Annotated in this window: 20 protein-coding genes; 4 read left to right on the top strand and 16 right to left on the bottom strand. The window is 60.2% G+C overall.

Features of this window, described 5'->3' with window-relative positions; translation table 11 throughout:
- Positions 1–118 precede the first annotated feature (118 nt).
- Entirely contained in the window at positions 119–1,408 is a 1,290-nt protein-coding gene (gene gltA, locus LIX93_RS24285) for a citrate synthase (RefSeq protein ID WP_226506612.1), read from the top strand.
- 104 nt (positions 1,409–1,512) lie between these two features.
- On the opposite strand, the gene LIX93_RS24290 is transcribed toward gltA, so the two are convergent.
- The 5 genes from LIX93_RS24290 to LIX93_RS24310 all read right to left on the bottom strand — a co-directional run bounded on the left by LIX93_RS24290 (position 1,513) and on the right by LIX93_RS24310 (position 5,164).
- Positions 1,513–2,121 carry an START domain-containing protein gene (locus LIX93_RS24290; protein WP_226506613.1) on the bottom strand — a complete coding sequence of 203 codons (609 nt, stop codon included), beginning with the start codon at positions 2,119–2,121 and terminating at the stop codon, positions 1,513–1,515.
- A 49-nt stretch (positions 2,122–2,170) separates the two neighbouring features.
- Entirely contained in the window at positions 2,171–2,425 is a 255-nt protein-coding gene (locus tag LIX93_RS24295; RefSeq protein WP_226506614.1) for a YkgJ family cysteine cluster protein, read from the bottom strand.
- Between the two features lie 108 nt (positions 2,426–2,533).
- The gene (locus tag LIX93_RS24300) at positions 2,534–3,055 is read right to left on the bottom strand and encodes a translation initiation factor 2 (protein WP_226506615.1); all 522 of its coding nucleotides are present in this window, start codon (positions 3,053–3,055) and stop codon (positions 2,534–2,536) included.
- Between the two features lie 79 nt (positions 3,056–3,134).
- Positions 3,135–4,580, bottom strand: coding sequence for a PLP-dependent aminotransferase family protein (locus LIX93_RS24305; protein ID WP_226506616.1), 1,446 nt, complete (start codon positions 4,578–4,580; stop codon positions 3,135–3,137).
- A gap of 131 nt (positions 4,581–4,711) precedes the next feature.
- Positions 4,712–5,164 carry a hypothetical protein gene (locus LIX93_RS24310; protein WP_226506617.1) on the bottom strand — a complete coding sequence of 151 codons (453 nt, stop codon included), beginning with the start codon at positions 5,162–5,164 and terminating at the stop codon, positions 4,712–4,714.
- A 514-nt stretch (positions 5,165–5,678) separates the two neighbouring features.
- On the opposite strand from LIX93_RS24310, the gene LIX93_RS24315 reads away from it, so the two are divergent.
- Positions 5,679–6,479 (top strand): glycosyltransferase, encoded by an 801-nt coding sequence (locus LIX93_RS24315; protein ID WP_226506618.1) that lies wholly within the window; start codon positions 5,679–5,681, stop codon positions 6,477–6,479.
- A 66-nt stretch (positions 6,480–6,545) separates the two neighbouring features.
- Here LIX93_RS24315 and LIX93_RS24320 read toward each other — a convergent pair whose 3' ends face one another.
- From LIX93_RS24320 to LIX93_RS24335, 4 genes are all read right to left on the bottom strand, one after another.
- Positions 6,546–7,364 (bottom strand): OmpA family protein, encoded by an 819-nt coding sequence (locus LIX93_RS24320; RefSeq protein ID WP_226506619.1) that lies wholly within the window; start codon positions 7,362–7,364, stop codon positions 6,546–6,548.
- On the bottom strand, positions 7,361–7,714 hold the full coding sequence (locus tag LIX93_RS24325; RefSeq protein ID WP_226506620.1) for a DUF4398 domain-containing protein: 354 nt from the start codon (positions 7,712–7,714) through the stop codon (positions 7,361–7,363). The genes LIX93_RS24320 and LIX93_RS24325 overlap by 4 nt, the downstream gene beginning before the upstream one ends.
- Before the next feature lie 102 nt (positions 7,715–7,816).
- Positions 7,817–8,761, bottom strand: a complete 945-nt coding sequence (locus tag LIX93_RS24330) for an FAD-binding protein (protein WP_226506621.1) — start codon at positions 8,759–8,761, stop codon at positions 7,817–7,819.
- A gap of 1 nt (position 8,762) precedes the next feature.
- Entirely contained in the window at positions 8,763–9,512 is a 750-nt protein-coding gene (locus LIX93_RS24335) for an electron transfer flavoprotein subunit beta/FixA family protein (protein ID WP_226506622.1), read from the bottom strand.
- A 550-nt stretch (positions 9,513–10,062) separates the two neighbouring features.
- Between LIX93_RS24335 and LIX93_RS24340 the strand changes: the two genes are divergently transcribed.
- Positions 10,063–11,718, top strand: coding sequence for an electron transfer flavoprotein-ubiquinone oxidoreductase (locus LIX93_RS24340; protein ID WP_226506623.1), 1,656 nt, complete (start codon positions 10,063–10,065; stop codon positions 11,716–11,718).
- Between the two features lie 49 nt (positions 11,719–11,767).
- Here LIX93_RS24340 and LIX93_RS24345 read toward each other — a convergent pair whose 3' ends face one another.
- Entirely contained in the window at positions 11,768–12,661 is an 894-nt protein-coding gene (locus LIX93_RS24345) for an AraC family transcriptional regulator (RefSeq protein WP_226506624.1), read from the bottom strand.
- Between the two features lie 174 nt (positions 12,662–12,835).
- Here LIX93_RS24345 and LIX93_RS24350 point away from each other — a divergent pair, with 174 nt between their 5' ends.
- A complete protein-coding gene (locus tag LIX93_RS24350; RefSeq protein ID WP_226506625.1) occupies positions 12,836–13,888 on the top strand; it encodes an NAD(P)-dependent alcohol dehydrogenase in 1,053 nt (350 codons plus the stop codon).
- A 105-nt stretch (positions 13,889–13,993) separates the two neighbouring features.
- Here LIX93_RS24350 and LIX93_RS24355 read toward each other — a convergent pair whose 3' ends face one another.
- The 6 genes from LIX93_RS24355 to LIX93_RS24380 form a co-directional block, all read right to left on the bottom strand.
- On the bottom strand, positions 13,994–14,791 hold the full coding sequence (locus LIX93_RS24355) for an IclR family transcriptional regulator (RefSeq protein WP_226506626.1): 798 nt from the start codon (positions 14,789–14,791) through the stop codon (positions 13,994–13,996).
- Positions 14,792–14,863: 72 nt separating this feature from the next.
- On the bottom strand, positions 14,864–16,207 hold the full coding sequence (locus LIX93_RS24360) for an MFS transporter (RefSeq protein ID WP_226506627.1): 1,344 nt from the start codon (positions 16,205–16,207) through the stop codon (positions 14,864–14,866).
- A gap of 115 nt (positions 16,208–16,322) precedes the next feature.
- Entirely contained in the window at positions 16,323–17,471 is a 1,149-nt protein-coding gene (dgoD, locus tag LIX93_RS24365; RefSeq protein WP_226506628.1) for a galactonate dehydratase, read from the bottom strand.
- Between the two features lie 38 nt (positions 17,472–17,509).
- Positions 17,510–18,157 carry a 2-dehydro-3-deoxy-6-phosphogalactonate aldolase gene (locus LIX93_RS24370; RefSeq protein WP_226506629.1) on the bottom strand — a complete coding sequence of 216 codons (648 nt, stop codon included), beginning with the start codon at positions 18,155–18,157 and terminating at the stop codon, positions 17,510–17,512.
- A complete protein-coding gene (locus LIX93_RS24375; protein WP_226506630.1) occupies positions 18,150–19,157 on the bottom strand; it encodes a 2-dehydro-3-deoxygalactonokinase in 1,008 nt (335 codons plus the stop codon). The genes LIX93_RS24370 and LIX93_RS24375 overlap by 8 nt, the downstream gene beginning before the upstream one ends.
- 170 nt (positions 19,158–19,327) lie before the next feature.
- Positions 19,328–20,641, bottom strand: a complete 1,314-nt coding sequence (locus tag LIX93_RS24380) for an MFS transporter (RefSeq protein WP_226506631.1) — start codon at positions 20,639–20,641, stop codon at positions 19,328–19,330.
- Positions 20,642–20,665 lie beyond the last annotated feature (24 nt).

Here is a 20,665-nt window from a genome sequence, read left to right on the forward strand (position 1 = left end):
GCAAGGCTCCTAAAGGCGTATTTCAAGCAAATTGACTTTAGGATTTATCACACTATAGTGGTGCGGGCCCTGCGTGGGGGGTTCTGTCTGATGATACCAAGCATTAATAGGAGGCCACATGGCTGACAAAAAAGCGCAGTTGATCATCGAGGGCGCAGCCCCCGTCGAACTGCCGATTTTAACCGGCACCGTGGGTCCAGAAGTCATCGATGTCCGGTCGCTCACGGCCTCGGGCCTGTTCACTTTCGACCCAGGCTTCATGTCGACCGCTTCGTGCGAGTCGCAGATCACCTACATCGACGGCGATAAAGGCGTCCTGCTGCACCGCGGCTACCCCATCGAACAGTTGGCCGAACAGTCCGACTACCTCGAAACCTGCTACCTGCTGCTCAACGGTGAACTGCCAACCGCTGAACAGAAAGCCAAGTTCGTCAGCACCGTGAAGAATCACACCATGGTGCACGAGCAGCTCAAGACCTTCTTCAACGGCTTCCGTCGTGACGCTCACCCGATGGCGGTGATGTGCGGCGTGGTCGGTGCGCTGTCGGCGTTCTATCACGACTCGCTGGACATCAATAATCCGCAGCACCGCGAGATTTCTGCCGTACGCCTGGTGGCCAAGATGCCGACCCTGGCAGCCATGGTTTACAAGTACTCCATGGGCCAACCCATGATGTACCCGCGTAACGACCTGACGTACGCGGAGAACTTCCTGCACATGATGTTCAATACCCCGTGCGAGATCAAACCGATCAGCCCGGTGCTGGCCAAGGCCATGGACAAGATTTTCATCCTCCATGCCGACCACGAACAGAACGCCTCGACCTCTACCGTGCGCCTGGCGGGGTCTTCGGGTGCCAACCCGTTCGCCTGTATCGCCGCCGGTATCGCCGCGCTCTGGGGCCCCGCCCACGGCGGTGCCAACGAGGCAGTGCTGACCATGCTCGATGAGATCGGCGATGTTTCCAACATCGACACGTTCATCGCCAAGGCCAAGGACAAGAACGATCCGTTCAAGCTGATGGGCTTCGGCCATCGCGTGTACAAAAACCGCGACCCTCGCGCCACGGTCATGAAACAGACCTGCGATGAGGTTTTGAAGGAATTGGGCATTCAGAACGATCCGCAACTCGAACTGGCCATGCGCCTGGAAGAGATCGCCCTGACCGACCCCTACTTCATCGAGCGCTCGCTGTATCCGAACGTGGACTTCTACTCGGGCATCATTCTCAAGGCGATCGGCATTCCGACCAGCATGTTCACGGTGATCTTCGCCCTAGCACGCACGGTCGGCTGGATTTCGCACTGGAAAGAAATGCTCTCCAGCCCGTACAAGATCGGCCGCCCGCGCCAGCTGTACACCGGCAAGCCTTCACGCGATGTCGTCAAGTTGGAAGATCGCGCGTAAGACTTCCCGCCCGAACGAAAAAGGCTGCCTCGATGGCAGCCTTTTTTATTGTCTGTCGTATGTCACAGTTGCTGAACGAGCCGACATGACCAGCAACTGTACCGTCAGGGTTTTTCCGCCAGTGCCTTTAGTGACTTAAGCGTCTCGAAGGGCGCATCGACGACAAATTTGTTCGCCACCCACGACGGTACACTTCCTCCCGGCTCGGTATGCACCTGGTAGGTTACCTCGGTGCTGTCTGCACTTTTGGGGGTGAGCCTCCAGTAGCCCTCCACCTGGGTGACACGCACAAAACCCGGCTCCTCAGGGATATAGGTGGGCACCCCCTGTAGCTTGCGCGTTACCGTACCGTCGGCACTCACAGTGGTGGTGACCTTGAGCACCGAGTCCCGTGGCGTGACCATGATCGGCGTATTGAATTGGGTGTAGGTCCAGGCATCATCGCCTTCATGCTTGAGCAGTTTTTGCTGCTTGCATTCATGAATCCAGGCACAGGCTCCGGCGGCGTCTTCCTGTAGCGTACGAACCTTGGCCAACGGCGCCTTGATCAAGGTCGTGCCGCGATAGGCCTTGTATTTGGAACCAGCAATATCGCTGAGCGCCACCTGAATGCCGTCCTGGTCCTTCGCCACCTGCCAGTCCTCGGCGCAAGCGACGCCCGCCAGCAACATCGAAACACCCAGTACCGCTGTCATTCGAAGCTTTGATCCCATCTTGTTTTCCTTATTGTCGAAGATCTCGCGAAACGAACACCCTCCCCACTCAAGCCGCCGTCACTGCTTCCATCCAGGTCAGCAAGCGCATTGCCTCAGCGTTACTGGTGCCGCATACCTCGATATCGGCATCGAACTGCCCGCACACCGCTGGCCGCGCGGCCTGGCCGAAAATCGCGCACAGATTGGCTGCGGACAATTGCACGCAGCGCACTCCCGCAGGCTTGCCATCGGGCATTCCAGGTATAGGCGAACTGATGGATGGCGCGATGCAGCAGGCACCGCAGCCTTCACGACACTTCATGATGACAGTCACCTCAGGCAGAAAGGGGTCGAACAGCCGCGATAGTAACCGCTAAAACGGACGTTTGAAATTGCGCCCACGAAAATTTCGCGTTCGGGCCGTTTCAATTTATTGCCTGAACTTGAAGTCGAGGGCGGCGCCTTCGATGTCGCGACGGCCTTCGTTGCGAATCATCGGCAGGCCCATTTCGTTGTTCAAGATGCGGCCGTTAAGCTGGAAGTCATCAGTATCGGGCTTCTTCTCGGCGAACATCTGCGGGAGTATGGGATTGCCCGCAGAGGGCTTCTGGGCCTCCTTGGCGGGCGGCTCGAGCTTGTCGACCATCGCCTTTGGCAGCGTCAGATCCAACTGGGCGGCGGGCACGGGTGTCGCCAGCACATCGGAGTCCTTGCGCGCCTTGCCCTTGCGCGCCACCTTGCTGGCAGGCGTTTTCTTCGCTTGCGTGGAAGCCTTGGCGGCTGACTTTGCGGACCCGGCCTTTGCGCTGGGTTTGCTGGCAGGAGAGGAGCGGGTTGAAGCCGGCGATTTTTCCGCCGCCGGCGCAGGGCTGGATGGCCCAGCGGCAAGCGTGACGGGCGCAAGAAGCGCCAAGCTCAGAAACACACAACGGAAATTCTTCAGTAGGTTCATGAGGCAGCCCAGCAAATGCCGAGAAAACTCTATGCTCCCCGTTCCGCTTGCGACTGGCAAGAGCCACTCGCGCGCAAACCTAGAGAAAACTGCCCGACGCAACTTCCTGACACAATTGGCTGGCCAACATCCCCAGCGTCATCAGCGCCCGCTCCGCTTCGCGGTTCCACGGGATACCGCAATTGAGACGAATGCAGTGGTTGAACTGCTCGGTGTTACTGAAGATCAACCCCGGCGCAATACTGATGCCCTGCTCCAGCGCCCGGACGTGCAACTCCTGGGTGTTCACCCGACCCGGCAGGCTGACCCATAGAATGAACCCGCCCACTGGACGGGTCATCTGTGTGCCCTCCGGAAAGAACTGCTGCACCGCCAACTGATAGGCGCTGAGATTCTTGCGATACTCTTGGCGAATGAAGCGCAGATGCCGGTCGTAGCCACCGTTCTCCAGATAACTGGCAATGCCCATCTGCGTCACGCTGCACGCTGAATGGGTGCTGAACGTTTGCAGGCGCTGGACCTCGGCCTGATACTTGCCCGCAATCATCCAACCGATCCGCACCCCTGGCGAGAGCGTCTTGGAAAAGCTCGAACAATAGATCACGTGGCCCAGTCGGTCGTAGGACTTGAGCGCCTTGTAACGCCCCTGCTCGAACATCAGCTCGCCGTAGATATCATCCTCGACGATCTGAATATCAAAATCCGAAGCCAGCCGTAACAGTTGCTTCTGACGCTCCTCAGGCATGGCGCCGCCCAAGGGATTACTCAGCCGTGGGGTCAGCACGAGGGCCTTGATCGACCACTGGTTGGCCGCCAGCTGCAAAGCCTCGATGCTGATGCCGTTGGCCGGATCACTGGGAATCTCGATAACCTTCAAACCCAGCAGGTCGGCCAACTGCAAAAGCCCGTAATAAGTCGGTGACTCAGCGGCGATCAGGTCGCCCGGACGAGTGAGCACCCGCAAGGCCATCTGCAGCGCATCGACACAGCCGTGGGTGATGACAATGTCTGCAGGGTCGACCACCACACCGGCATCGCGCATGCGGATGGCAATCTGCCGACGCAACGGTTCGAAGCCGGGACTGAACATGTAACTGAAGGCCCGCGGACTCTGGAACCGAGTGACCTTGGCAATTTGCTGGTGCAGCGCACGCACGGGCAGATAATCGACATGGGGCACCGCAGCGCCCAAGGGAAAAACCCCTTCGCGACGCGACTCGTCCAGCACTTGCTGGATGATGCTGCTGCGGGTCACCAGGCCAGGGCGCTCGACCCTGGCGATGTCCGGGGTGGTGGCGGTCAGCGCCGGCGTCTGGTGCACGTAATAGCCAGATTGCGGCCGCGCGCGGATCAACCCCTGATCTTCGAGGTTGGCATAGGCCTGCAGCACTGTGGCATGGCTGACGCTGAGCTGCGCGCTCATTTTGCGCACGGACGGCACCCGCTCCCCGGGTCGATACACGCCACGGCGAATATCTTCGGCCAACTGCTGGGCGATACGCTGGTAAAGCAAAAGACTGGTCATGGGGCCGCGCTCCGTACACTGGCTGGCGCTATCCTACCACTACAGTTGCGAAGTGTACGGGCACAGTTTTCGAATGGAGCGAATGCGCCAGCGACTACGTAGCACATCGCTCGAAGCATCCGCTTACCCGCTCAGAAAAGCGACACGGTAAAGCGCACGATGTCCGAATACGCCTCCCCACCTATAACAGCGTCAATCTGTACGTCCCAAGGGATCGCCTGGGTACCCTCCCCAATACTGCGGTTGAACCACCCCTGCACAGTAGCTTTCGTCACGCGGTGATCTAGCTGCACCACGTCCCCTGAAGGCCTAATTATTTCATTGTGCAATGTCACATAACGCCCTGACAGCTGTTGCCAGCGTACAGTCAATTGCCAATGGTCACTCTTGAAGTATTCGGGCAACGTTGCATGCACGGTGGTAAAGGCATGTTGCTGGAAATAGCTCATGCCAAAGTGGTAACCAACAGTTCCATCTATCGCGATCTTAAGATCCCGTACTGGACGTGTTCCGTCGACACCTGGCACCGGAACCAGGGGTGGCAGATCATCGTTGTCGATTTCGTTGTCGTTTTCATTACTCATTTCAAATCTCCTTGGCTAGCACGTCAGCGAAATGCTGCTTGCAGCACCCCTATTAGCGCAGACGTCCATCGCCAAGGGTACTCACAGTTCTGATAGGTCGGATGCAGCACGTCGGGGCAACACAATCTGAATGCAGAGGTACACCCCACATTGATCGCACGAGCAGGATTCCATCGTGATGGCAAGCTCCACCGGAACAGGTAGTACTAATTATTTAACTATTGAAATAATCTGGAAACATCTGCTCAGGCACTCTCAAATTAACATTCAGTTACATTTCAGGTACAAATTTCCAACCGCCACATGACAAATTTTTCACGTTCGCCGAATGATAGTAACCCGATATTGCTGCATGCACACCTGACACCTTTGATATCGAATCAGTTTTGTCGACACGCTCCAACGCGTCAGAGAAGTATGTCAAAGCCACGGGCCCGAGCGGGTAGCGGCGAGCGAAGTGGATGTGGAGTTATCTTTGTAATAACACTGTAATACAGCCGTTACAGGGCACCCTATGAATACCTATGTGCAACCGTCATCATCTAAAGCGACGTTCAGCATTGCACTTGTAAACTACAAGACATGCGAAATGACTAAAACCTGCCTGGAGCTTCTGCAAAAGCATCTGGTCAATACAAATGTTCCCGTATGGGTGGTGGATAACAACTCGGCGGATGAAAGCACCGCCTACCTGCGCAGTCTGCCGTGGATCAATCTGATCGAGCGCGTACAGCCTGAAGGAGAGCTGGGGCACATTGCACATGGCAAGGCCTTGGACATGATACTGGAGCGCATCGACACCGACTATATTCTGCTGATGCACACCGACACCTTCATCTTCGATGATCAGGTGTTCAAGCTGATGCTTGATCTCTGCACCCAAGACCCTAAGGTCGCGGCGGTTGGCTGCGTCGAGCAGCTGGATCGCGGCCTGCTGCGTACCTCTTGGCGCTTCTGTTCTCGTTATTGCAAACACCATTATCGGCGAATGCTGCAGGCGCTGGGTGTTCCAGGGCGAATCCCCAAGCCATGGAAGGAAATACATCTGAAAAGTTTTTGCACGTTATGGAACAGCAAGGCAATCAAACAACATGGCCTGCATTTCTGCATGGACGAACAAGTTCCGGGCTATACCCTACAAGATCGAATGACTGCTTCAGGCTATTCCATAGCGGAAATTTCGGCCCGGCGACTATTCAAGTATCTCGATCATATTCAATCAGGTACGGTCGCAGCCTGCGGCGGTTACGGCAAGGGCCATCGCCGCAATCGCATGTACGAACGCGCGATCACCCGATTGAACAAGGCGATTTGAAATTTATATAAAAAACAGCGGCGCTGCCAGATATTCAATTCAGCAGCGCCATTGTCGATGCAGTACTTATCGCGCTTCCCCGAGCACTCCCTGATTATCGGAGAATACAACTTCGACCCGGCGGTTCAACGCCCTTCCCCGCTCCGACGCATTGGCCTCGACAGGATATTGATCGCCATACCCCTGGACCTCGATGCGTTTTTCATCGATGCCCAAGTCCACCAGCATGTCAGCCACCGCCTGCGCGCGATCTCGGGACAGACTAAGATTGAAGCTCTTTTCCCCGGTATTGTCGGTATAGCCCTCGATACGAATGATACGTTTCAAGTTGGCCTGCAGGTACTGCACCAGCTTCAAGAGGGTGCGGTTGGCAGAGGGCTGCAGTTCAGCCTCACCGCTATCGAACAGTACGTCGCCGAGGGTCAATACCACGCCGCGATCGGCATCGGTGGTGGTCAGGCTCATGATCTGGTCTTCGACCCACTGATCCTGCTGACGCACACTGGCCAACCGCGATTCACGCAACGCCGATTGCAGACGCTGACGATCCAGCTCGAGCTTGGCCAAACGCTCCTGATTCAACTCCAGTACCGTATGCAGGCGAGCAATCTCGCTGTAGCGCTCGCTCAGGTAAGCATAGTGCGCCACATCACTGCCTGATCCCCAGTACGCGGACAGGCGCTGGGCGCGCTTGAGTGAGTCTTCGGCACGGGCAACATCCTTGGGCGCCAGACGCTGCGCATTGGCATCGGCCTGTATGGCCTGATAGCGGTCACCAGCTTGCTGCAAAGCGCCCTCGGGCGAGGAAGATACCGCACAACCAGACAGGGCCAACAGGCAGGCAGTCATCATCGGCGCAGCCATCTGCAAAGACTTCAAAATCATTTCCCCTCCTGCAACTGCTTGCGCAGGCGGTCGATACGGACATTGCTGGCCGCTAGTTGATCCTGGCTCTTTTGCGTCAGCACTTTGGCTTCGGCGACGCGAGCATCGAGCTCGGCTTGTTCCGCTTGCAGACGCGCAGCCTTGAATGCCCCGTCAGCCATATCACTGCGCGCCTGAGTCATTTTCTCGAGCGCCAGCTTGAACTCGGCAGTATCCTCGGTGGCGCCGACCGCTCGGGCCTGGTCCAGCGCCTGATCAGCCAGGCGCATTTGCTCGATGGGCGCCGGAGCACTGGCGCAGCCGCCCAGCGCAAGGGCGCCAAGCAGCAGGTAAAACGGGTGAACTCTCACAAACACTTCCTTTGAGCGAAAACCAAAAAAGCCCGGCCACTCGGGCTGCCCCCTACAGGACAGCCCGCAATGACCGGGCTCTTTATAAGTGAAGCCGCTGGATTAAACCAGCTTCTCCAACTCGGGTACTGCCTCGAACAGATCCGCTACCAGGCCATAATCGGCGACCTGGAAGATCGGCGCTTCTTCGTCCTTGTTGATCGCGACGATCACTTTGGAGTCCTTCATGCCCGCCAGGTGCTGGATCGCGCCGGAGATACCGACGGCGATGTACAGCTGTGGCGCGACGATCTTGCCGGTTTGACCGACCTGCATGTCGTTGGGCACGAAGCCTGCGTCGACGGCAGCGCGGGAAGCACCGACGGCAGCGCCGAGCTTGTCGGCCAGGCTGTAGAGGTGCTTGAAATTGTCGCCGTTCTGCATGCCGCGGCCGCCAGAAACGACGATGCTCGCTGCTGTCAGCTCGGGACGATCGGACTTGGCCAGCTCTTCACCGACGAAGGAGGATTTGCCCGCATCGTGTGCAGCGCCGACCGACTCCAAGGCAGCCGAACCCCCTTCAGCGGCCACGGCGTCGAAGCCGGTAGCGCGGACGGTGATGACCTTGATGGCCGCGCTCGATTGCACGGTGGCAATGGCGTTACCGGCATAGATCGGACGCTTGAAGGTGTCGGGCGATTCAACCGAAACGATCTCGGAGATCTGGTCGACGTCCAGCTGAGCAGCGACGCGGGGCAAGATGTTCTTGCCATTGGCGGTCGCGGCGGCCAGCACGTGGCTGTAGCCGGAAGCCAGTTCGACGATCAGCGGCGCGACATTTTCCGGCAACTGGTGGGCGTAGACGGCGTTGTCCGCAACCAGCACCTTGCTCACGCCGGCGATTTTCGCAGCGGCTTCGGCCACAGCAGCGACGCCGGTGCCGGCAACCAGCACGTGGATGTCGCCACCGATCTTCTGCGCGGCGGCTACGGTGTTCAGAGTCGAAGGAGCGACGCCGGTATGGGCCTGACCTTCAGTTACGTAATCAGCGATTACCAGGATGGTCATGTCAGATCACCTTCGCTTCGTTTTTGAGTTTCTCGACCAGCTCGGCCACCGACTTGACCTTGATACCCGCGCTGCGTACGGCAGGCGCTTCGACCTTGAGGGTCTTCACGGTGGAGGCAACGGATACACCCAGAGCCTCTGGCGTGAACGTCTCCAGGGGCTTCTTCTTGGCCTTCATGATGTTGGGCAAGGAAGCGTAGCGTGGCTCGTTGAGGCGCAGGTCGGTGGTGACGATCGCCGGCAGGTTCAGGGCAACGGTCTGCAGACCATCGTCCACTTCACGAGTGACGTTGACCTTGTCACCGTTGATTTCGACCTTGGACGCGAAAGTGCCCTGGGCATAACCGCTGAGCGCGGCGAGCATCTGGCCCGTCTGGTTGTTGTCGCTGTCGATCGACTGCTTGCCGAGGATGACCAGTTGTGGCTGCTCCTTGTCGACGACGGCCTTCAGCAGCTTGGCGACGCCCAGGGAGGTGAGCTCTTCGGCGTGCTCGATCAGGATGGCACGGTCGGCACCCAGCGCGAGCGCGGTGCGCAATTGCTCCTGGGCAGTGGCCGGGCCAACGGTGACCACGACGATTTCGCTGGCCACGCCTTTCTCTTTCAAGCGCACCGCTTCTTCAACGGCGATTTCGCAGAAAGGGTTCATCGACATCTTGACGTTCGCAAGATCGACGCCGGAGTTGTCCGCTTTGACGCGGACCTTGACGTTATAGTCGACCACTCGTTTGACAGCTACAAGAACCTTCATGGATTCCTCGTTACTCTCCGGTGTAGGGAAATCGCCCGGGGCAGTGCCGGGCGAGTGTTCATAGGCACAAGGCACCTTTAAAACGTTGGCAGCCAATACGAATTCAGCTTTTTGCTCACCCTTTCGATGACAAGCGGCGAAAAGCCGCGAGTCACTGGCTGTCGCGGTGTGTAAACTTCACTACACACGGCGCAACTGGCGGCGCAGCTGGCCTGCGTGGGCGGCAACCGCGTGGCGAGGCCTGGTTTTTAGAGAAGCCCTGATGCACAACGTTCACCTGCGGGCAAACGTAAACCGTCCGTATCTTGACCGCATCGCACCATAGGGTCAACCAGCGAAACCGGCCAGTCACGCCTGCCGCACCCCGATTATCCGGGGGATGGATAAATTCAAACAAACGTTTGTATTGGACCTCCCCGGTGGTGTAGATATAATGCGCAACCTGGAAAGCCTGCTGTGTAGTCCATCATTACCCGCGCTACAGCGGAGGTTGATGACAGCTAGCCCCCTCTAATTAGAAAAACCGATGAGCCTTGAACAGGAGATATCCGTGGAACGCGAATTTATGGAGTTCGACGTGGTCGTCGTCGGCGCTGGCCCGTCCGGCCTGTCTGCCGCCTGCCGCCTGAAGCAGCGAGCCAACGAGGCCGGCCAGGAGCTGAGCGTCTGTGTGGTCGAAAAAGGCTCTGAGGTCGGTGCCCATATCCTCTCCGGCGCGGTGTTCGAGCCCCGCGCACTCAATGAGCTGTTCCCGGACTGGAAGGAACTCGGCGCGCCGCTCAATACTCCGGTAAAACGCGACGATATCTATGTGCTGCGCGATGCCAAGGGCTCCATCAAGGTCCCTGACCTGTTTGTGCCCAAGACCATGCACAACCACGGCAACTACATCATCTCCCTGGGCAATCTGTGCCGCTGGCTGGCCCAGCAAGCCGAGAATCTGGGCGTAGAGATCTACCCTGGCTTCGCCGCTCAGGAAGCGCTGATAGACGAAAACGGCGTGGTACGCGGGATCATCACTGGCGACCTCGGCGTCGACCGTGAAGGCCATCCCAAGGAAGGCCTCTACACCCCAGGCATGGAACTGCGCGGCAAGTACACGCTGTTCGCCGAGGGTTGCCGCGGTCACATCGGCAAGCAGCTGATCGCCCGCTACCAGCTCGACAGCGAGTCCGATGTGCAGCATTACGGCATCGGCCTCAAGGAAATCTGGGAAGTCGACCCAGCCAGGCACGAGCAAGGCCTGGTAGTGCATACCGCCGGCTGGCCGCTGGACAACGCCAACCAAGGCGGCTCGTTCCTCTATCACCTGGAGAACAACCAGGTAGTGGTCGGGCTGATCGTCGATCTGTCTTACAGCAATCCATACCTGTCGCCGTTCGACGAATTCCAGCGCTACAAGCATCACCCGGTGATTGCCCAATATCTGGAAGGCGGCAAGCGCATCAGCTACGGCGCCCGGGCGCTGGCCAAGGGCGGGCTCAATTCGCTGCCGAAGATGGTCTTCAAGGGCGGCGCACTGATCGGTTGCGACCTGGGCACCATGAACGGTGCCAAGATCAAGGGCAGCCACACCGCGATGAAGTCCGGCATGCTCGCCGCCGAAGCGGTGGCTGATGCGCTGCTGGCCGGGGGTGAAGGCGGTGATGTTCTGACCGCGTACGTCGAGGGCTTCAAGGCCAGCTGGCTGCATGAAGAGCTGTTTGCGAGCCGCAACTTCGGCCCAGCGATGCACAAGTACGGCACCGTGGTCGGCGCGGCATTCAACTACATCGACCAGAACTGGTTCGGCGGCAAGCTGCCTTTCACCTTGCATGATACCAAGCCGGATTATGCCTGCCTCAAGCTCGCCGCCGATTCGCAGAAAATCGCCTACCCCAAGCCCGATGGCAAGCTCAGCTTCGACAAGCTCAGCTCGGTATTCCTCTCCAGCACCAACCATGAAGAGGAACAACCCTGCCACCTCAAGCTCAAGGACCCGAGCATCCCCATCGGCACCAACCTGCCGCTGTACGACGAGCCCGCGCAGCGCTACTGCCCGGCCGGTGTGTACGAGGTGATCACTCAGGAAGACGGCGAGAAGCGCTTCCAGATCAACGCCCAGAACTGCGTGCACTGCAAGACCTGTGACATCAAGGACCCTTCGCAGAACATCACCTGGGTCGCCCCGGAAGGCGCTGGCGGGCCGACCTACCCGAACATGTAACTCCTGCTGTTCAAAAAGCCCTCGCAGCGTCGATGCTGCGGGGGCTTTTTCATGACAGCTGCACCGTTTCCTGGCCCGGATTGCGCTCGAAATAGCGCTTGTACTCGCGGCTGAACTGCGAGGTGCTTTGGTACCCGACTCGATGCGCTACCTGCGCCACCCCGAGCCCTTCGGCCGCCAGCAACTGCTGCGCCTTTAGCAAGCGCAGGCGCTTGAGATATTGCAGTGGCGACAGATGCGTGGTGCGCTTGAAGTGCTCGTGAAAGGTCGACGGGCTCATATTGGCAAAACTTGCCAGCGTGGCCACGTCGAGGTTGTCGCTGAAATGCTGGTGCAGATAATTTAGCGAAGCGGCCACTCGTGCCATTTGACCCTGTTGCTGCACCAACGCCCGCAACACCCCGCCCTGGCTGCCGCGCAACGCTGCGAACAGTACCTCGCGCAGCCGCGCCGGCCCCATGATCCGCGATTCGAGAGGGTCCTGCAGGCAACGCAGCAAGCGCTCCACGGCCTCGCGCATAGAGGCGTCAAGGACCGCCGAAACCATCGATGCCGGTGTTTGCGCCTGGGCACTCGGGGCGCCCTCTTCACCCATCTCCAGCACCAGCTCGGCGAGCATGGTCCGATCAAAGCGGATATACACCCCCAGCAGGGGTTGCTCCTGGCTGGCAAACGTCTCGTACTCGAAAGGCACCGGCAGCGCCTGCACCAGGTAGTGCCCGGCGCCATATTCCAGGGTGCGCCCTTCGAGGTAGGCAATCTTGCTGCCCTGGGCGATGACGATCAGGCTCGGCTCGTAGATCTGCGGGCACCGCGCGACCTGGCCATAGGCGCACACCAGCCGCACATCGGGCAGCAACGTAGCGATAAAACCGGAACAGGTGGCCAACGGCCGGATCAACGACACCAGCGTGGCGTTGGCATCGAGGTGACGGGTCAACATAAAAGGCGGCTTACCAGAGGATCAGACATGCCCATGATCGCAGATTTCAGCAAAGTACCAGGCTGAATCGTTTGACTTTCGGAGGAATGGACAAGGGTGCCGGAGGAATCGCCATGGCTCTGCCCCTCGCGCAAAGGGACAATGGGCGGCTAACTCTGCTGCATAGGTATCACCATGTTCACTGCAATCGGCTACGCCGCTCAAACCGCTACCAGCCCACTGGCGCCCATGAACTTCCAGCGTCGTGCACTGCGCGCCGATGATGTCTCGATCGAGATCCTCTACTGCGGCGTTTGCCACTCCGATATCCACCAGGCCCGCAACGAGTGGGGCATCGCCATGTACCCGTTGATGCCCGGCCACGAAATCGTTGGCAAAGTCACCGCCGTCGGCGCCAGCGTCAGCGGCTACAAAGTCGGCGACACCGTGGGCGTCGGCTGCATGGTCGACTCCTGCGCCCATTGCGAAGCCTGCAAGGCGGACCTGGAGCAATACTGCTCCGAAGGCCCGACCATGACCTACGCCACCCCGGACCGCGTCGACGGCACCACCACCATGGGCGGCTACTCGAACGCTATCGTGGTCAGCGAGCGCTTCGTCGTGCGCATCCCGGCCAAGCTCGACCTGGCAAGCGCCGCGCCGATCCTGTGCGCCGGCATCACCACTTATTCGCCGCTCAAGCACTACGGCGTCAAGGCCGGTGACAAAGTCGGCATCCTCGGCATGGGCGGCCTGGGCCACATGGGCATCAAGTTCGCCAAAGCCATGGGCGCTGAAGTCACCCTGTTCACGCGCTCCGCAGCCAAGGCCGAAGAAGCACGTCGCCAGGGCGCCGATCACGTCATCGTCTCCACCGACGCGGCGCAGATGGCGGCCGCGGCCGAACGCTTCGACTTCCTGCTCGACACCATTCCGGTGCAGCACGACCTCAACCCCTACCTGGATACCTTGCGCTTCGACGGCGTGCACATCCTCGTGGGCCTGATCGAGCCGATCGACCCTGCAGTGCATGCAGGCAAGCTGGTGATGAAGCGCCGAGTGCTGGCTGGCTCGTTGATCGGCGGCATCGCCGAGACTCAGGAAGTGCTGGATTTCTGCGCCGAGCACGGCATCACCTGCGATATCGAAATGCTCGATATCCGCCAGATCAACGAAGCGTTCGAGCGCATGATCCAGGGGGATGTGAAGTATCGGTTCGTGATCGATATGGCGACGCTGAAGGGTTAAGACTGCAAACCACTTGTAGCGAGGGGGCATGCCCTCGATTGCAGTTTTACCATTACCCTCGTGGCAAACCGCTCTCGGGGCAAGCCCCCGCTCGCTACAACTGAATCAGCCGCCCAACTCGGCACTGATACTGCGCGCCGCCTTTTGCACGAGCGGCGTCAGCTCCCGCATCTTCTCCAGCGGCATATAGGGCACCGTGCCCGCCACACTGATGGCCGCGATGATCTGCCCACCGACCTCGCGAATCGGCGCGGCGACGCAGCGAATCGACGGTTCGTTGTCTTCCAGATCGAAGGCATAACCCCCTGCCACATAAGTCTGCATCCTTTCCAGCACCTGCGCCCAGGTCTGCTCGACATGATTGGGCCGGCCACTGTGCACCGCCCCCATGGGCAGGCTGCTCAGGTACAAGCGCTGCCATTCCTGCTCGGTACTGTCGAGCAACAACGCCTTGCCGATCCCGGTGCGTGCCAGTGGCATGCGATGACCAACCCGTGAGCGCATTTCCGGCCCATTGCGACCAGGATTCTTGTGCAGATACAGCACTTCATCGCCATCGCGAACCGCCAGGTGCACGGTGTCGCCGGTCAGTTGCGACAACTCGTGCAGATACCCGGTCGCCAACGCCACCAATGGCACTTCCTCGCGTGCCTGATAACCCAGCTCGATCAGCCGTGGCCCCAGCAGATAGCCCACTTGCGGCAACACCCGCAGGTAACGCTCCTCCACCAGGCAACTGGCCAGCCGGTGCGTGGTACTGCGTGTGGTGCCGATCTGTTGGGCGATCGCCTTCAGATCGCGTGCACCTGCCGCCACCGCCTGCACCACTGCGAGGCCGCGCAACAGGGTTTGGGTCCCGGTCGGCGGCGTGTCTTTGCCAAGTCTGGATGCATCATCCTGCATGAAAACGCCTTGTCTGATCCGATGAAAAAGCCCGCTCATTATGGGCATCCAGCCCCCGCAGCACCAGCTGGATCAAGGATGCGGCTCAGGTTCGCCTTCGAGCACGATCCGTTCGACCTTGCCCACCAGGAGGATGTACGACAGCGCCCCCACCAAGGCCATCACGGCAATATAGGTAATGGCCGGCGCAAAGGAATCGCCCGTGGCCAGGAAACCGATGACGATAGGCGTGCTGATCGCCGACAGATTGCCGATGAAATTGAACATACCCCCGGTCAGCCCCAGCAGACGCGCCGGTGCCAAGGTCGAGACCAGCGACCAGGTGATCGATGCCAGGCCGTTGCCGAAGAATGCCAGCGCCAGGCAGGCAATCACCAGCGGCGTGGAATCGACGAAATTGGCCCCGATAATGGCCGTCGAAATCAGCAGGCCGCCAATGATCGGCAGCTTGCGCGCCAGACCGATGCTGGCGCCGCGACGGATCAACCAATCGGAGAAGAATCCTGAGCAGAGCACGCCGACAAAGGCGGCGAGAAACGGCACGGACGCCAGCAAGCCGGACTTGATGAAGTCCATGCCCCGGTATTTCACCAAGTAGGTGGGAAACCACGTCAGGAAAAACCACAGCGTCGAATTCAAGCAATACTGGCCCAGGTAGATGCCCCACAATTTGCGCTGCGACAGCACAATGCCCAAGTCACGCCAGCTGAATGCAGCCTTGGTCCGCGCCGCTTTGGCTTGCATGTCCACCAGCCCGCCACCGTCTTGGATCAGCGCTACCTCGGCATCGTTGACGCCACGAAAATCCCGCGGCTCGCGGTACAGGCAGTACCACACCCCGGCCCAGACCACGCCCAGTACACCGGTGCTGACGAACACCATGTGCCAGCCGAAGGTCTGCTGCAGCCAGGCCAGTACAGGGGTCAGGAACGCCAGCCCGACGAATTGCCCGGAGGTGTAGAAACCAATGGCCGTTGCGCGCTCGCGCTCGGGGAACCAGGTGGTGACCACGCGGCTGTTGATCGGATAAGCCGGGGCTTCCAGCGCCCCGACCGCCAGGCGCAGTACGAACAGCGCGACGAAGCTGCCTGCAAAACCGAGCATCACCGTGGCCAAAGACCACAACGCCAGCGCCAGGCTGTAGAGGATCCGTGGCGGTACCCGATCCACAAGCCAGCCTCCGGGGATCTGCATGGCTGCGTAGGTCCAGCCGAAGGCCGAAAACACCAGGCCCACGTGAACTGGATCGATGCCCAGCTCACGGGTGAGCGCGGGGGCGGCGATGGACAGATTGCTGCGGTCCAGGTAGTTGATCACCACGGTAATGAACAGCAGCACCATGATGAAAAAGCGCTTGCGACTGGGCGTAGCCAACGTCGCCGCCGAGGCCGAAGCGGCCAGGGTTCGAGTCTGCATCGCACATACCTCTTGTTGTCTTTGTTGGAGGTGGATGTGTTTTACCGCGACAATGGTGTTGCCTGCACCGGCCTCTTCGCCGGCTCAGACACAACCATTGATGTGATACGGCGTTTTACCACTCGGCAAAACTGCCATCAGCATGACGCCAGATCGGGTTGCGCCAGCGGTGGCCGATGGCGGCGCGCTCCTTCACGTATTCCTCATTGATCTCGATGCCCAGACCCGGGCCGTTGGGGATCTTCACCATGCCATTGTCGTAATCGAACACCTCGGGATGCGTGACGTAATCGAGCAGGTCGTTGCTTTCGTTGTAGTGGATGCCCAGGCTCTGCTCCTGGATGAAGGCGTTGTAGCAGACCGCATCGAGCTGCAGGCAGGCGGCCAACGCGATCGGCCCCAATGGACAATGCAAGGCCAGCGCGACGTCGTAGGCTTCGGCCATGTTGGCGATCTTGCGGGTTTCGGTGATGCCGCCGGCGTGAGAAGCATCCGGCTGGATGATATCCACGTAACCCTCGCTCAATACGCGCTTGAAGTCCCAGCGGGAAAACAACCGCTCGCCCAGAGCAATCGGAGTGTTGGTCAGCGGAGCCAACTCCTTGAGCGCCTCGTAGTTCTCGCTGAGCACCGGCTCCTCGATGAACATCAACTTGTAGGGGTCGAGTTCCTTCATCAGCACCTTGGCCATAGGCTTGTGCACGCGACCATGAAAGTCGACGCCGATGCCCACATTCGGCCCCACTGCGTCGCGCACGGCCGCGACGTTGGCCAGCGCCAGGTCGACCTTGTCGAAGGTGTCGAGAAACTGTAGTTCTTCGGTGCCATTCATCTTCACCGCCGTGAAGCCCCGACCTACCGCTTCTTTTGCCGCGCGGGCGGTGTCGGCCGGGCGATCGCCACCAATCCAGGAATACACGCGAATGCGATCACGCACCTGCCCGCCCAGCAGATCGCTGACCGACACGCCCAGGGCCTTGCCCTTGATATCCCACAGGGCCTGGTCGATACCTGCCAGGGCGCTCATGTGAATGGCGCCGCCGCGGTAGAAGCCGCCGCGATAGAGCACGGTCCAGATGTCTTCGATATTGCGTGGGTCCTTGCCGATCAGGTAATCGGACAACTCGTCGACGGCGGCCGCCACGGTGTGCGCACGCCCCTCGACCACAGGCTCGCCCCAGCCGCTGACGCCTTCGTCGGTCTCGACCTTGAGGAACAGCCAGCGCGGAGGAACGATATAGGTGGTGAGCTTGGTGATTTTCATCGTTTATTTCTCTTGTCGATGTTCGAATTAGGGGTATTTCAGTGGTGCAGGGCGTTCCAGGCGGCCACGTAGGCCTGGGCCCGCTCGCCAACTTCGGCGACACTCATGCCCGGCTTGTACAGCCCGGAACCCAGCCCGAAGCCCGCGACACCGGCGGCCACAAACGCGCCCATGTTGTCCGGGGTGATGCCGCCCACCGGCACCAGCCGCGTACCCTTGGGCAGCACTGCCAGCAACGCCTTGACCACCGCCGGCGTCAGCGCCTCGGCCGGGAACAACTTGAGCACATCGGCGCCGGCGGCCAGCGCCGCAAAGGCTTCGGTGGGGGTTGCCACGCCGGGCGCCAGATACAGGCCCTGCGCCTTGGCGGCCTGCAACACGGCAGGATCGCTATGGGGCATGACGATCAACTGCCCCCCTGCTGCCTTGACCTCGGCCACCTGGACCGGGCTCAGCACGGTGCCGGCGCCGATCAGGCAATCGGCAGGCAAGTGCTCACGCAGCAGGCTGATGCTTTGCAACGGCTGCGGCGAATTGAGCGGTACCTCGATGATGCGCAGCCCGGCGCTGTACAGCACATCGCCCATGGCCATGGCCTCGCTGGGTTGCAGACCACGCAGAATGGCGATCAAACCGTTGCTGGCCAGGGCTTGAGCCAGGAGATCGCGCGTATGAATGTCAGGCATGTCGAAGATCCTTGAACGAAGAAGTCACCAGCCCGGCCGCGCAGGCCAGGCTCCATAAACCGCGCTCGGTGGCTTGCGGCGCCTGGCTCACGGCACTGAAGCCGACATCGGCCAAGGCCCGCTGGTAGCGCTGGCACAAGGCATCGCTGCCAATCAGCACCACCTCGGGCAATTGCGCACCTGCGGATTGACGACGCTGGGCCTGGGCCACAGCGCGCAGCTCGTGGCCGATCATCAAACCGGACAGGTAATCGCCCTGCTCGGCGCCCGACAGCTGCCCGGTAAGGCCCAGCGTGCGGGCACTGAACAGATTCGAGAGGACGCCGAGATCACCGGCGTCCGACAGCGCCACCTGGACGCCGCTATCGAATGCCTGCAGATCGAAGTGCTCGCTGCGCTGTTGGGTGCGACCGAGGATCGAGTGAGCACACAGCAGCCCATAGACCTCACCGGTCATGAAGGTATCGAAGTGCTCGATGCGACCCTCGATCACCTGCACCCATTTCGAATGGGTGCCAGGCAGGCCGATGAGCAAGGGCGCATCGCGGCGCTCGGCAGGCAGATCCTCGAGCACCCCGAGCACTTGGGTTTCTTCACCGCGCATGACGTTGGGCAACCGCGAACGCTGGATGACCCCGGGCACCAGATGGACATCGACGCCGCGCCGGCTGCGCAGCCGCTGTAACTGGCTACCGAGTCCGGATACCTGGGTTGGCGTCGGGCAGTAAGGGACTTCCTGCCAGCCTTGGGCACTGCCGACCATGCCACAGGCGATCACGGCAATGCCCGGTTGGGCATCGAGCCAATCGCCACAGGCTTCGTCGAAGGCCAGTTCGAAACGGTCTTCACACAGCTGACCGTGGATGATACGAGGCGTATCGGGCAGCGCCATGATCCCGTAGGACAGGCCGCGCTGGTCGAGCACCGCACCGGCCGCGCCAAGTTTGTAAGCTCGCAAGGAAGTCGTTCCCCAATCGAGCGCGATCAATTGCGCCTGCATCGCTTCACCTGAGTTGTTATTGACAGTGAGGTCGTGGAGTCACTGGCAACGACTATAACGCCGACCCGGCAAATATCTCAATATATAAATACACATCCCATATTTAGGGATTTTAAAAGATACAAAAAAGGCCCTCGAGAGGGCCTTTGTGCAGGGAAGTAACGCGCAGCTCAAGGATGCTCAGTCGCCACTGCCGTCGCCGGCTTGCCCGGCGAAGGCGCAAAACGCAGCGCGGTCAACGCACCGACCGTGCCCATGACCAGGCAATAGCCGACACACACCCACGGGCTCCAGGGCACCAGCGCGATCAGCAACAGCGGCGTGGTACTGGCCCAGGCGGCGTAGGCGATGTTGTAGGTGAATGAGATACCCGAGACGCGGATATCGGCCGGGAACAATCCGACCATCACCGACGGCACCACCCCGACCACGCCGCATCCCAGCCCCGCCAAGGCGTAGGCCACTCCCGGCCAGGCCCAGCCACCGATCAGGCTGGCATACAGCCCGGCCACTCCGATCGGCAACAGCAGGCTGTAGACCAGCAACGCCCGCCATGCGCCGATGCGATCGACCAGCAGGCCTGCCAGCACGCAGCCGATATTGAGGAATACGATGCCCAGGCTGCTGAGGGCGAAAGTGTGGCTGGCCGTCATGCCGAAACGTTGCTGCATCAAGGTTGGCGTAATCACCACCAGCACCACCACGGCGGACGTCAGCACACAGGTGAGGATGACCGCCGGCCACATGGCCTTGCGGTGCTCGCGCAGTACAGTGCGCAGCGGCAATTCCTGGCGTTGCATATTACGCTCGCGCAGTGCCAGGAATACCGGCGTTTCGCTCAGCCAGCGTCGCAACCACACGCCGATCACGCCAAACACACCACCCAGCAGAAACGGCAGGCGCCAGGCGTAAGCAAGAATCTCTTGCGGGGAAAACAACTGCGCCAGCGCCGTGGCGGTCAGTGCGCCGATCAGGTAGCCGAACGTCAGCCCCGCCTGCAGGAACCCCAAGGCATAGCCACGACGCCCGGCCGGGGCGTGCTCGGCCACAAACACCCAGGCGCTCGGCACCTCGCCGCCCACTGCGGCGCCTTGCAGGATGCGCAGAGCCAGCAGGATGAGCGGGGCGGCGTAGCCGATCTCGGCGTAGGTGGGCATCACGCCGATCAACAAGCATGGCAGGGCCATCATCAGGATGCTCAGGCTGAAGACCTTCTTGCGCCCCATGCGATCAGCGAAGTGCGCCATGAGAATGCCGCCCAAGGGCCTGGCCAGATAGCCGGTGACGAAAATCCCGAAGCTTTGCAGCAGGCGCAGCCACTGGGGCATCTCAGGCGGGAAAAACAGCTGGCTGAGGGTCAGGGCGAAGAACACGAAAATGATGAAATCGTAGATCTCCAACGCGCCGCCCAAGGCGGCCAGACCTAAAGTCTTGTGGTCGCTGCGGGACAAGCGCAGCGGTGGGGCTAGAGGCTTGGCAGACATGCAATCATCCTTCGATGAAATTGG

It is taken from the genome of Pseudomonas sp. MWU16-30317 (genome assembly GCF_020515695.1).
Taxonomy (GTDB): Bacteria; Pseudomonadota; Gammaproteobacteria; order Pseudomonadales; family Pseudomonadaceae; genus Aquipseudomonas.

Excerpts from the sequence above, each read along its gene's own strand:
- gltA (WP_226506612.1), top strand. The coding sequence starts at position 119 with ATGGCTGACAAAAAAGCGCAGTTGATCATCGAGGGCGCAGCCCCCGTC.
- LIX93_RS24290 (WP_226506613.1), bottom strand. The coding sequence starts at position 2,121 with ATGGGATCAAAGCTTCGAATGACAGCGGTACTGGGTGTTTCGATGTTG.
- LIX93_RS24295 (WP_226506614.1), bottom strand. The coding sequence starts at position 2,425 with ATGAAGTGTCGTGAAGGCTGCGGTGCCTGCTGCATCGCGCCATCCATC.
- LIX93_RS24300 (WP_226506615.1), bottom strand. The coding sequence starts at position 3,055 with ATGAACCTACTGAAGAATTTCCGTTGTGTGTTTCTGAGCTTGGCGCTT.
- LIX93_RS24305 (WP_226506616.1), bottom strand. The coding sequence starts at position 4,580 with ATGACCAGTCTTTTGCTTTACCAGCGTATCGCCCAGCAGTTGGCCGAA.
- LIX93_RS24310 (WP_226506617.1), bottom strand. The coding sequence starts at position 5,164 with ATGAGTAATGAAAACGACAACGAAATCGACAACGATGATCTGCCACCC.
- LIX93_RS24315 (WP_226506618.1), top strand. The coding sequence starts at position 5,679 with ATGAATACCTATGTGCAACCGTCATCATCTAAAGCGACGTTCAGCATT.
- LIX93_RS24320 (WP_226506619.1), bottom strand. The coding sequence starts at position 7,364 with ATGATTTTGAAGTCTTTGCAGATGGCTGCGCCGATGATGACTGCCTGC.
- LIX93_RS24330 (WP_226506621.1), bottom strand. The coding sequence starts at position 8,761 with ATGACCATCCTGGTAATCGCTGATTACGTAACTGAAGGTCAGGCCCAT.
- LIX93_RS24335 (WP_226506622.1), bottom strand. The coding sequence starts at position 9,512 with ATGAAGGTTCTTGTAGCTGTCAAACGAGTGGTCGACTATAACGTCAAG.
- LIX93_RS24345 (WP_226506624.1), bottom strand. The coding sequence starts at position 12,661 with ATGTTGACCCGTCACCTCGATGCCAACGCCACGCTGGTGTCGTTGATC.
- LIX93_RS24350 (WP_226506625.1), top strand. The coding sequence starts at position 12,836 with ATGTTCACTGCAATCGGCTACGCCGCTCAAACCGCTACCAGCCCACTG.
- LIX93_RS24355 (WP_226506626.1), bottom strand. The coding sequence starts at position 14,791 with ATGCAGGATGATGCATCCAGACTTGGCAAAGACACGCCGCCGACCGGG.
- LIX93_RS24360 (WP_226506627.1), bottom strand. The coding sequence starts at position 16,207 with ATGCAGACTCGAACCCTGGCCGCTTCGGCCTCGGCGGCGACGTTGGCT.
- dgoD (WP_226506628.1), bottom strand. The coding sequence starts at position 17,471 with ATGAAAATCACCAAGCTCACCACCTATATCGTTCCTCCGCGCTGGCTG.
- LIX93_RS24370 (WP_226506629.1), bottom strand. The coding sequence starts at position 18,157 with ATGCCTGACATTCATACGCGCGATCTCCTGGCTCAAGCCCTGGCCAGC.
- LIX93_RS24375 (WP_226506630.1), bottom strand. The coding sequence starts at position 19,157 with ATGCAGGCGCAATTGATCGCGCTCGATTGGGGAACGACTTCCTTGCGA.
- LIX93_RS24380 (WP_226506631.1), bottom strand. The coding sequence starts at position 20,641 with ATGTCTGCCAAGCCTCTAGCCCCACCGCTGCGCTTGTCCCGCAGCGAC.